This is a genomic window from Micromonospora sp. WMMA1949, from assembly GCF_027460145.1.
In the GTDB taxonomy this organism is placed as follows: Bacteria; Actinomycetota; Actinomycetes; order Mycobacteriales; family Micromonosporaceae; genus Micromonospora.
Genome location: NZ_JAPZBG010000001.1, coordinates 2,944,279 through 2,955,164, shown reverse-complemented (window position 1 = coordinate 2,955,164; position 10,886 = coordinate 2,944,279). Strand labels below are relative to the sequence as shown.

At 74.1% G+C, this 10,886-nt stretch carries 12 protein-coding genes; 6 read left to right on the top strand and 6 right to left on the bottom strand.

All coding sequences use genetic code 11. The features are described 5' to 3' along the window. Positions 1-52 precede the first annotated feature (52 nt). The 3 genes from mycP to O7607_RS13960 are packed head-to-tail and all read left to right on the top strand — an operon-like array spanning position 53 to position 2,957. Positions 53-1,366 carry a type VII secretion-associated serine protease mycosin gene (mycP, locus tag O7607_RS13970; RefSeq protein ID WP_269703633.1) on the top strand — a complete coding sequence of 438 codons (1,314 nt, stop codon included), beginning with the start codon at positions 53-55 and terminating at the stop codon, positions 1,364-1,366. Positions 1,367-1,406: 40 nt separating this feature from the next. Then, positions 1,407-2,201: a phosphatase PAP2 family protein gene (locus O7607_RS13965; RefSeq protein ID WP_269703632.1), complete on the top strand. Its 795-nt coding sequence runs from the start codon at positions 1,407-1,409 to the stop codon at positions 2,199-2,201. 30 nt (positions 2,202-2,231) lie between these two features. Continuing rightward, positions 2,232-2,957: a phosphatase PAP2 family protein gene (locus O7607_RS13960; protein WP_269703631.1), complete on the top strand. Its 726-nt coding sequence runs from the start codon at positions 2,232-2,234 to the stop codon at positions 2,955-2,957. Positions 2,958-2,972: 15 nt separating this feature from the next. On the opposite strand, the gene O7607_RS13955 is transcribed toward O7607_RS13960, so the two are convergent. The 6 genes from O7607_RS13955 to O7607_RS13930 all read right to left on the bottom strand — a co-directional run bounded on the left by O7607_RS13955 (position 2,973) and on the right by O7607_RS13930 (position 8,398). Further along, the gene (locus O7607_RS13955) at positions 2,973-4,151 is read right to left on the bottom strand and encodes a MarP family serine protease (RefSeq protein WP_269703630.1); all 1,179 of its coding nucleotides are present in this window, start codon (positions 4,149-4,151) and stop codon (positions 2,973-2,975) included. A gap of 76 nt (positions 4,152-4,227) precedes the next feature. Continuing rightward, positions 4,228-4,923 (bottom strand): NUDIX hydrolase, encoded by a 696-nt coding sequence (locus tag O7607_RS13950; protein ID WP_269703629.1) that lies wholly within the window; start codon positions 4,921-4,923, stop codon positions 4,228-4,230. Beyond that, positions 4,920-5,522: a TlpA family protein disulfide reductase gene (locus tag O7607_RS13945; RefSeq protein ID WP_269703628.1), complete on the bottom strand. Its 603-nt coding sequence runs from the start codon at positions 5,520-5,522 to the stop codon at positions 4,920-4,922. Before O7607_RS13945 ends, O7607_RS13950 begins: the two co-directional genes overlap by 4 nt. Next, positions 5,522-6,301, bottom strand: a complete 780-nt coding sequence (nth, locus tag O7607_RS13940) for an endonuclease III (protein WP_269703627.1) — start codon at positions 6,299-6,301, stop codon at positions 5,522-5,524. Before nth ends, O7607_RS13945 begins: the two co-directional genes overlap by 1 nt. A 59-nt stretch (positions 6,302-6,360) precedes the next feature. Continuing rightward, complete coding sequence (locus tag O7607_RS13935) at positions 6,361-7,572, bottom strand: CapA family protein (protein ID WP_269703626.1); 1,212 nt, start codon at positions 7,570-7,572, stop codon at positions 6,361-6,363. A 106-nt stretch (positions 7,573-7,678) separates the two neighbouring features. Continuing rightward, a complete protein-coding gene (locus tag O7607_RS13930; RefSeq protein WP_269703625.1) occupies positions 7,679-8,398 on the bottom strand; it encodes an adenosylcobinamide amidohydrolase in 720 nt (239 codons plus the stop codon). 219 nt (positions 8,399-8,617) lie between these two features. Here O7607_RS13930 and O7607_RS13925 point away from each other — a divergent pair, with 219 nt between their 5' ends. From O7607_RS13925 to O7607_RS13915, 3 genes are all read left to right on the top strand, one after another. Then, entirely contained in the window at positions 8,618-9,295 is a 678-nt protein-coding gene (locus O7607_RS13925) for a Crp/Fnr family transcriptional regulator (protein WP_007466162.1), read from the top strand. Positions 9,296-9,410: 115 nt separating this feature from the next. Continuing rightward, the gene (locus O7607_RS13920) at positions 9,411-10,154 is read left to right on the top strand and encodes a metallophosphoesterase family protein (RefSeq protein ID WP_269703624.1); all 744 of its coding nucleotides are present in this window, start codon (positions 9,411-9,413) and stop codon (positions 10,152-10,154) included. Between the two features lie 105 nt (positions 10,155-10,259). Beyond that, positions 10,260-10,871, top strand: a complete 612-nt coding sequence (locus O7607_RS13915; protein WP_269703623.1) for a TetR/AcrR family transcriptional regulator — start codon at positions 10,260-10,262, stop codon at positions 10,869-10,871. The last annotated feature ends 15 nt before the right edge of the window (positions 10,872-10,886 follow it).

The following is a 10,886-nucleotide window of genomic DNA, read 5'->3' as shown; positions in this document are numbered from 1 at the left end:
ACCGGTAATCTCCGTGCAGCATGTGTCTGACGCGACCGAACGGCTGGGGAATGTGACAGGGGATCGGCAGGGACCGCCCGGAGGGCCGCCCCGGCGTCTCGCCGGACGCGCGCTGCTGGCCGCCGTGTCGGCACTCGTCACCGTGGCCGGTCCGTTGGCGCCGCCCGCACACGCCGCGCCCGCCGCCCCGGCCACAGTGGCGCGTCCCTGGGTGGCCCCCGACCTTCTGCCGCGCACCGGTCAGGTACGCGACGAGCAGTGGCAACTGGAGGAGTTGCGGGCGAAGACCGCGTGGCGCACCTCGACCGGGCGCGGCGTGGTGGTCGCGGTGATCGACTCCGGTGTGGACGGCACCCACCCCGACCTCGTCGGCCAGGTGCTTCCGGGCCTGGACCTGGTGACGCCGGACGGCTCGGACGGCCCGGACCCGGTGGGGCACGGCACCACCGTCGCCGGGTTGATCGCCGGGCGCAACGACGACGACCGGGGCGTGGTGGGGCTCGCGCCGGACGCCAAGATCCTGCCGGTCCGGGTCCTCGACGCCGAGAACCGCTACGACGACGCGCTGATCATCGCGAAGGCGGTGCGCTGGGCGGTCGACAACGGTGCCCGCGTGCTCAACCTGTCGCTCGGCGGCAGCAGCGACAACCCGGCCCTGGCCGCGGCGCTCGACTACGCGTTCGCCCGGGACGTGGTGGTGGTCGCCTGCACCGGCAACCTGGCCACCTCGACGACCACCGAGGTCTGGTACCCGGCTCGCGAGCCGGGTGTGCTGGCGGTCGCCGGGCTGGAGCGGACCAGCGAGAACCTCTGGTCCGGCTCGATCACGGGTCACGAGACGGTGCTCAGCGCTCCGGCCACCGGGCTCTACGGCGCCCGGCCGGGAGGCTACTGGCGGGTGCAGGGCACGAGCTTCGCCGCGCCGCTCGTCGCCGCGACCGCGGCCCTGGTCCGCGCGCGGTATCCGAAGATGCCGGCCGGGGACGTGGTGAACCGACTGATCACCACCGCCCGGGATCTGGGCCCGACCGGCCGTGACGACCGGTTCGGCTACGGCCTGGTCGACCCGGTGGCCGCGCTCACCGGCGATGTGCCGGCGGTGGGCCACAACCCGCTCGACGACAATGCCTCCCCGGGCGTGGTGGGCTTCGGGCCGGCACCCGGCGACGGGCGGGACACCCGGGCCGCCGCGGCGGGGCGGGGTGGCGACCCGCTCGGGCATTCCTCGGACGGCTGGACCGCCCGGCCGGCCGGGCAGACGGACGCCTCCGCCCCGGAGCGGCTCTGGACCGGCCTGGCCCTGTTCGTCGCGCTCGTCACCGGCACCGCGTTGATGGTTCGCCGGTTCCGGCAGGCCCGTCGCTGAACCGGTCTGATCCTGCCCTCCGGTGGGTAGGGGAAGCTCCATGGACACCACCACCGGGGCGACTGTCGCGCACCGGTCGTGGCGGAGCCGCCGCCTCGACCGCGATCACTCGCTGGGCCTGCGGCTCACCCTGACCGTTGTCGCGGCGTTCCTGGTGCTGGTGCCGTTCGCCCTGATCGCGCTGCTGGTGCTCGGCGCCTGGCCGCCCCTGCTGCGGCTGGACGCCTCGATCGCCGACGCGTTCCACGGGTACGCGCAGGACCATCCCGCCTGGGTCGGTGTGATGACGGTCTGGACGCACGTGTTCGGGCCCGGCCCGCTGCGGGTGGCAGCGGTCGTGCTGGTGGTCTGGCTGGTCCGGCGCGGCGCGCCCCGGCTGGCGGTCTGGGTGGTCGTCACCATGGTCGCCGGCGGGCTGCTCGGCGCGCTGCTCAAGCTGCTCGTCGGGCGGGACCGGCCGGATCTGCTGGATCCGGTGGCCCGGGCCGCCGGCTACTCCTTCCCGTCCGGTCACGCGCTCAACGCCACGCTGGCGGCGGGTGTGCTGCTGCTGGTGTTCCTGCCGTTCGTCCGGGACAGCCGCCGGGGCCGGGTCGCGCTCTGGACGGCGGCGCTGCTGGTCACCGTGGTGACCGGGCTCAGCCGGATCGCGCTGGGCGTGCACTGGACGAGCGACGTGGTGGGTGGCTGGGTGCTCGGGGCCGCCGTGGTGGCCGCGACAGCGGCCGCGTTCGCCACCTGGCGCGGCGGATCCGGGCGGTCCTCCTCCCGTCCGCTCCGGGAGGGGGTCGAGCCGGAGCTGGCCGACCAGCGGCCGGAGGGCGACCGGGCGTAGCCGGACTCGCGCCGGGGTACAGGCGAGCTCATGTCCGATGTCGTGATCCGAGTCACCCGGCGTGTCCTGCTGCCGCTGGCCGTGCTCTTCGCACTGATGGTGGGCCTGGGCCTGCTGGTGACGCGGGTGCTGGCCCGCACCTGGCCGTTCACCGTGGAGGACACGGTCAACCGGGAGCTGGCCGGTGACCGGACGCCGGGCTGGAACGACGTCTCGCTGGTGTTCAGCACGCTCGCCAGCACCCAGATGATCGTCGTGGTGACGGTGCTGGCGGCGCTGGTGCTGCGGCTGGTGCTGCACCGCTGGCGGGAGCCGCTGTTCCTGTGCGCGGCGGTGACCGCGCAGGCGCTGATCTTCCTGTTCACCACGATGGTCATCGACCGGAACCGCCCGGCCGTCGCGCACATGGACGCCTCCCCGCCCACGTCCAGCTTCCCGTCCGGGCACACCTCGGCGGCCACCGCGCTCTACGTCGGTCTCGCGGTGCTGCTGGCGCTACGGGCGCGCAGCACCCCGGCCAAGGTCGGCTGGTGGACGCTGCTGGTGCTGGTGCCGATCGGCGTGGCGCTCACCCGGATGTACCGGGGCATGCACCACCCCAGCGACGTGGTCGCCTCGTTCCTCAACGGCGGCGCCTGCGTGGCGATCATGGCGCGGGCGGTCCTCGACCGCACGCTCACGTGGGGCCGAGCCCGGCTGCCGCTGTCCCGCTCCGGCGACGAGGCCGCACCGGCGGGAGCACCGGCGGGTGGCTGAGCGCCGCCGGCCGGCTCAGGTGCAGTCGCCGGTCGCCACTCCCCGGGTACGCTCCGCGCCCGCCAGCGCCACCGGTCGCGCCTCGGCCGCGGTCACCGCGAAGCCGGTGTTCGGGTCGTCCGCCGCCGCCGCGAAGATCACACCGAGCACCAGACCGTTCGAGGAGATCAGTGGGCCGCCGGAGTTGCCGCTGCGTACCAGCGCCCGGATCGTGTAGATCTCCCGGTTGACGTCACCGGCCGAGTAGATGTCCGGGCCGGTGATCCGGTCGACGTCCCGGATCCGGGCCGGGCGGGCGTCGTACGGGCCGTCGAGCGGGAAGCCGAGCACGATCGCGTCGGCGCCGGTGGCGGCCGGTCCGGCGGCGAAGCGCAGCGACGGCCCGGGCAGCCCCGGTACGTGGAGCACCGCCAGATCCCGGTCCGGGTCGTAGACGACGACCTCGCCGTCGTACCGCTCACCGCGCAACTCCACCGCCACCGAGCGGGTGCCGGCCACCACGTGCGCGTTCGTCATCACCCGGTCGTCGGCGTACACGAAGCCGGAGCCCTCGATGCGGCGCGAGCAGCTCGGCGCGGAGCCGAGCACCTTCACCACCGACCGCCTGCTGTTCTGCACCACCTGGGAGTTGGCCAGCGCCGGGTCGGGCGGTGCGACCTGCCGGGCCCGGGTCGGCGCGAGGTCGCCGAACACGTCCGGGAAGCCGTTGGTGTCGACCGTGTCGCGCAGCGCGGTGGACAGGTCCTGCGCCTTGTCCGGCAGCACCTGGTCGACGACGGTGAGCAGCGCGCTGTTGCGCACCGAGGACGCCAGCCACGGCACCGAGGAGGAGCCGAGCGGCACGGCGACCAGCCACGCCACGAGCATGACCGCGACGACCGAGATGAACGCGCCGCCGACGTCGTCGATCTTCCGGCCGGCCGGACCGGTGATGGCGGCCCGCAGGTTGGAGCCGAGCCACCCGGCCAGCGCCTGCCCCAGCACCGCCAGCCCGAAGATCGCCACCAGGGAGATCAGTACGCGTGTGCCGCTCGCCGCGAACTGCTGCGCGATCAGCGGCCCGACCTGGAGGCCGAGCAGCGCTCCGAGGAAGAAGCCGGAGAACGACAGGGCCCCGATGACGAAACCCTGGCGGTATCCGCTGATCGCGAACACGAGCATGAGCAGGAGAAGGACGAGATCCACGGCGGACACGCCCCAAGGGTACGGGCACCGGGCCCGTGCTCGGCTCAGCGCTCGCTGAACGTGACCCGAGGATGCGTACGGGTGATCACCGCACCGGGCTCTCGTCGGCGGCCTCGGTGCCCGCCGACGGCGCGGGCGTGGCGCCGACCGGCGGCAGGTCCACCACACGCGAGTGCGGCCAGGGCCGGGACCAGCCGCCCATCTCCAGCAGCCGGTCGATCACGCCCGCGGTGAAACCCCAGACGAGCATGCCGCGCACCGAGAAGGCCGGGCCGATCCAGCCGCTCGGGTGGCGGACCCGCATGCGGTTGTCCGGGTCGACCAGCTCGGTGACCGGCAGCCGGGCCACGTGGGCGACCTCGGCCGGCTCGCGCGGGTGCACCGGGTGCGGGTCGTGCCACCAGGCGAGGACCGGGGTGACCACGAAGTCGCTGACCGGGATCCAGAGCCGGGGCAGCTCGGCCAGCACCGTGACGCTGCCGGGGTCGAGACCGACCTCCTCGTTCGCCTCGCGCAGCGCGGTGGCGCGGGCGTCGGCGTCCTCCGGGTCGGCCGCACCGCCCGGGAAGGCCGGCTGACCGGCGTGGTTGCGCAGCGTCGCGGCGCGCTGGAGGACGAGTACGTCCGGCCCCGCGCCGGGCTCCTCGCCGAGCAGCACCAGCACAGCGCTCTCCCGGCCGCCGCTTTCCGGCGTGACGATGCGGGTGAAGTCCTCCGCCCGCGCGGTGCCGAGCCGGCCCAGCAGCGGGTCGAACCACCCCGGCGGCGGCCGTCGGGTCATACCCGCACCCCGAGGTGGCGCTCGAGAAGCGCGGCGAGGCGGGCGTCGTCGAGCGCGCCGGTCGCGTCGGTGTGCCGGATCCGCCCGTCGGCGTCGACGAGCACGGTGAGCGGGAACGCGTTGCGTTCCAGCGCGCGCTGGAACGCGTCACCCTGGTCGAGCAGCATCGGGAAGTCGACGCCGTAGTCCTCGCCGATGGACTGCGCGCCGCCGCGGCTGTCGCGGCTGTTCACGCCGATCACCTGGAACCGGCCGTCGGCCCGCTCGCTGAGCCGCTGGAAGGCGGGCAGCTCCTTGCGGCACGGCGGGCACCAGGAGGCCCACACGTTGATCACCGCCGGGCCCTTGACGTCGCGCAGGTTCACCGGCGCCCCACCGGTGAAGCAGTTCAGTGTCAGATCGGGCAGCCGGCCCTCGGCCTTCCCGGTGGGCGCCGGGGACGCGGCGGCGGGCGCGACGGTCAGCGGGGCGCAGTCGGCGAACGGCGAAGGACGCTCGGCCCGGGTTGCCGGCGCCGGACGTTCCGGTTCCTCGGTGGTGGCGGTGCAGCCCGCCGCCGCCAGCAGCAGCGGGACGAGCAGGTAGGCGAACCGGCGCATCACGGCACGTCCGCCGCGGCGGCCTGCTGCGGCACCAGGTCGGGGTCGAGGCCGACGGCCACCGCCAGGTCACGGGCGCGGGGGCCCTTGAGCAGCTTGGCCGCGGCGGCCGGCTCGGTCGGCCCGGTGCCGTACGCGGGACAGAGCTTCGCCAACGTGCACGCGCCGCAGGCGGGCTTGCGGGCGTGGCAGACCCGGCGGCCGTGGAAGATCACCCGGTGCGACAGCATCGTCCAGTCGCGCTTCGGGTAGAGCGCGCCGATCGCGTGCTCGATCTTCACCGGGTCGGTCTCGGTGGTGAGCTGCCACCGCTGCACCAGCCGCTGGAAGTGGGTGTCGACGGTGATGCCGGGGACACCGAAGGCGTTGCCGAGGATGACGTTGGCGGTCTTGCGGCCGATCCCCGGCAGCGTCACCAGATCGTCGAGCCGGCCGGGCACCTCGCCGTCGTACCGCTCGCAGAGCGCCCGCCCGAGGTTGATCAGGGAGCTGGTCTTGTTGCGGTAGAACCCGGTGGGCCGGATCAGCTCCTCCAGCTCGGCGCGGTCCGCGCCCGCGTAGTCGGCGGCGGAGCGGTAGCGGGCGAACAGCTTCGGCGTGACCTCGTTGACCTTCTTGTCGGTGCACTGGGCGGACAGGATCGTCGCCACCGCCAGCTCCAGCGCGCCTGAGTGGTCGAGTTCACAGTGCGCGTCAGGATGCGTCTCGGTCAGCACCCGGCCGATGCGCCGGGCGCGGCGCGTACGACCGAGGTCGGTCTCGGGGGAGCGCGTGGTCACGTCGGCCAGCCTACGTCGCGGGGCCGACGCTCCGGCGGCTCGGCGCGGCGGCCGTGCGCTCAGCCACCCGCCGGTGCGGTGATCTTGCCGGTCCCGTCGAGTTTGGCGCCGGTGTCCGGGAAGTCGGCCCGGTTCAGCTCGCGGACCAGCCCGAGGCCGCGGTTCTGCCGGTCCACCGACGGACGGCCCACGCCGTTCATCACGGTGGAGGTGAACGTGCCGCCGACGAACGTCCCGTCTGCGGTGAGCGACACCTTGAGCACCCCGCCCCAGCCGAGCCGGCCCGAGCTGTTCAGCGACTTCCCGCCACCGGCGAAGTTGCCGAGGCTGTACGCGATCAGCCGCCCCTTGTAGAACTCCATCCCGCGCAACACGTGCGGGCCGTGCCCGATGACCAGGTCGGCGCCCGCGTCGATGACGGTGCGGGAGAAGCGGATCGGGTCGCCGCGGTTCTCGCCGAAGAACATCTCGGTGCCCGGCTTCACCCGGGTCTTGTCCGACCCCTCGGCGCCCATGTGCACCTGCACCACCACGATCTGGGCCTGCTCCTTGGCCATCTCGATCACCTGCTTGGCGGCGTTCAGGTCGACCAGGCTGTTCGACCAGGGGTACGACGAGAAGCCGACGACGGCGACCTTGATGCCCTTGACGTCCACCACGGTGATCTCGCCCGGCGCGCCGGTGTGCTTGAGCCCGTGCGCCTCCAGCGCCGACTGGGTGTTCTCGTAGCCCTGGCGACCGTAGTCGTAGCCGTGGTTGTTGGCCTGGTTGAGCAGCTGGAACCCGGCCGAGCGCAGGTGCGCGGCATAGCCGGGCGGTGCCCGGAACTGGTAGCAGTTCTTCGGCTGCGGGCCGCACTTGCCGGCGCCGGTGTCGTCGGTGAGCGGCTCCTCCAGGTTGCCCATCACCAGGTCGCCCTTGAGCGCCGACTTGACGTCGTCGAAGAAGCCCTTGCCGCCGTTCGGGGGCAGCCGGTCCGGCGCGTTGCCCATGATCACGTCACCGGTCGCGGTGAGCGAGATCGACGGCTCCTTCGCCGGGTCCGACGCGGCGGGCTGCTCGCCGGTGGCCGGTCCGGTCGCGCCACCGCCCTGTCCCGCCTGCCATCGGGGGTCGCCACCGGACCCGTCGGCGTCGCCGCCGCAGCCGGCGACGAACAGGACGGCGAACAGCGCGGCGAGCGCGGCCAGGCGCCGGCCGAGCACCGCGCGGCGCGGGCCGGGAGCGGCAGCGGGCGGTCCGGCGACGGCGGCGCGGAGGGTACGGGGCACAGAGCGGGCGGGAGCGTACATCGTCGGCGACGCTACCGTCCCCGGAACGCCGCGACGAGGGCCGATCGGTCGGAAAACCCGACGTGTCGCGTGTGACGGGCCCACGTCAGCCCGCCCGCCGGTCGGACCAGGGCACGACGGTCCCGGCGCCGCCGGAGCGGACGGCAGCGTGCACGGCGCGGGCCAGCGGTGCGCCCCAGGCCGACCGGGGACCGCCGTACGGGGCCGGATCGCCGTCAGCAGGGCAGAGCACCGTCACCGCGTCGGTGGGGGTGCCGGTGGCGGGAAGTCCCAGTTCCCAGATCGCCTGCGCCTTCGCCTCGGTGGCGGTGGCCACGGCGTTCACCAGGGCGGCGTCGCCGAGCCGCACCGGCACGTACGCGACGATGTTGACGGTGCCGACGCGCTGCGCGGGCCGCGGCTGCTCGCTCGCGGGCGCGGGCGCGGCGTGCGGGTCCGGCGCGGGTGCGGCGGCGGCCGGCTCGGGGGCGGCGGCCCACACCGGCGTGCCCAGGCCGACAGTCGCCCAGACCCGGACGCCGCCGTCGGTACGGCGGACCACCTCGCTCACGTCCACGCCGGTCAGCAGCCCGACCCCGGGGCCGTCCAGGCCGAGGCCGTGCGCCAGCTCGGCCAGGTGCGCGGCGGGGTCGTCCCGGTCGTACGACATCGGGACCGTCGCGTTCAGCACCCACCGGCGGACGCCGATCCCCCCGCCCAGCGGCGCGGAGCCGACCGCGAGCAGCGGCGACTCGGCCCGCCAGGCCAGCAGCGGGATGTCCCACCCGGATTCGGGCCGGCTGGTCAGGAACGGCTCACACAGCACGCCGGTCACCCTACGATCACAGGTGGGAACGGGTGGCGCCGGCCCGGGCCGGAGGCGGGATCTTAGCCGCTCCCCAGGTCGGGCGGGTTACGCCCAACGATCAAGATTCCAGGGGTGCACCTCTGATTCCTGCTCATGTGCGCCTAGACTGGCGGCGCGCGAGGGATCAGCGGACGGCAGACCCGGCCGACGGACGGCACGCGCAGGTGGAGGTGCGCGATGGACGAGGTACTGGCCCGCAGCGGGATCTTCCAGGGTGTCGACCCGGAGGCTGCCGAGGCGCTCGCCAAGGAGATGGAGACGATCGAGGTCCGCAAGGGCGAGATCGTGTTCAACGAGGGCGAGCCCGGCGACAGTCTCTACATCCTCCTGTCCGGCAAGATCAAGGTGGGTCGCCGCGCGGCCGACGGCCGACAGAACCTGATCGCCGTGATGGGCCCGTCGGACATGGTCGGTGAGTTGTCGCTCTTCGACCCCGGTCCGCGTACGGCGACGGCCACCGCGGTCACCGACACCCGCCTGGTCCGGCTGCGCAAGCAGGCGTTGCGGCCGTGGCTGAACAACCGGCCCGAGATCGCCGAGCAGCTGCTGCGGGTGCTCGCCCGCCGGCTCCGCCGGACCAACGACTCGCTCGCCGACCTGATCTTCACCGACGTACCGGGCCGGGTCGCCAAGAACCTGCTCCAGATGGCCGGCCGGTTCGGCACCCGCGACGGCGGCGTGCTGCGCGTGACGCACGACCTCACCCAGGAGGAGATCGCCCAGCTCGTCGGCGCCTCCCGGGAGACCGTCAACAAGGCGCTGGCCGACTTCGCCTCGCGCGGCTGGCTGCGACTGGACGGCAAGAGCATCATCATCCTCGACCCGGAGCGCCTGGCCCGCCGCGCGCGGGTCTGATCCTCCGTACCGGCTTCCCGGCCCGGCCCGCCACCGCGCGGAGCCGGGCCGGTGTCGTCTCTGCCCACCGCAGAATCGCTTGGTCCTCCCGCGCCGGTGTCGCCAGGCTGGGACGATGCCCGATCGCGTCGCCGTCCTCTCCGACATCCACGGTGTGCTGCCCGCGCTGGAAGCGGTCCTGGCCGAGCCGGACGTGGCCGCCGCCGACCTGATCGTCCTCACCGGTGACCTGGCGGCCGGTCCGCAGCCGGTCGAGGTGCTGGACCGGCTGGCCGCGCTCGGTGACCGGGCCTGCTGGGTCGGCGGGAACGCCGACCGGGAGCTGGTGCAGGCGCGGGCCGGCAGGCCGTCGGCGATCGAGGTCTCCAACTGGGCCGCGGGGCAGCTCCGCGACGACCAGGTGGCCCGGCTGGCCGCGCTGCCGCCGTCCGTCACGCTGCCGGTCACCGGCCTGGGCGACGTGCTGTTCTGCCACGCCACCCCGCGCGACGACGAGGAGGTCGTGCTCGTCGACTCGCGGCTCGACCGCTGGGCCGAGGTCTTCGCCGGCCTGTCGGCCGAGGTGGGCACGGTGGTCTGCGGGCACACGCACATGCCGTTCACCCGGCTGGCCGACCGTCGCCTGGTGGTGAACCCGGGCAGCGTCGGCATGCCGTACGGGGGCGCGGGCGCCTGGTGGGCGCTGCTCGGCCCGGGCGTGCAGTTGCGCCGGACGCGCTTCGACGTGGACGCCGCCTGCGCCCGGATCGCCGCCGAGTCCACGTTCCCGGATGCGGCGGCCTGGGCCGACGAGTACGTCCGCTCCCGTCACTCCGACGCCGACGCGCTCACGGTCTTCGCGCCGCGCGACGGCCGCTGAGGCGTTAATAGGGGGCCCTTCCCCTACCGCAGGCGTTAACAAGGGCCCCCTCCTTTCAAAAAAGTCAGGCTTGACTGTTTGTTTTTAGCGGGGCACGCTGTCTGCGTGTCGAGCCGGGTTCCGCAGCAGGAGCGCAGCCGTGCCACCCAGGCCCGGCTGCTGGAGGCGACTGTCGAGTGCCTGGTGGAGCACGGCTGGTCCGGCACCACGACGACTGTGGTGGCCGCCCGCGCCGGCGTCTCCCGGGGCGCCCAGCTGCACCACTACCCCACCCGGGCCGCGCTGGTGACCGCCGCCGTCACCCACCTGACCGAGCGCCGGGCGGCCGAGCTGCGCGCCGAGGCGGCGCACCTGCCGGTCGGCTCGAAGCGGCTCGACGGGGTGGTCGACCTGCTCGCCGCCTCGTTCACCGGCCCGCTGTTCGTGGCCGCGCTGGAGCTGTGGGTGGCCGCCCGTACCGACGCCGAGCTGCGGGCCGCGCTGGTGCCGCTGGAGGCGCGGATCGGTCGCGAGATGCACCGGCTCACCGTCGAACTGCTCGGTGTGGACGAGCGCAAGCCAGGCGTACGCGAGTCGGTGCAGGCCACGCTCGACCTGCTGCGCGGCCTCGGCGTGGCCAACCTGCTCAGCGACGACTCGCCGCGCCGCGCCGCCCTGCTGCACACCTGGAAACGCCAGCTCGCCGCGCTGCTCACCCCCGAGAGCGAGCGGCACTGATCCCCTGCCCACCCC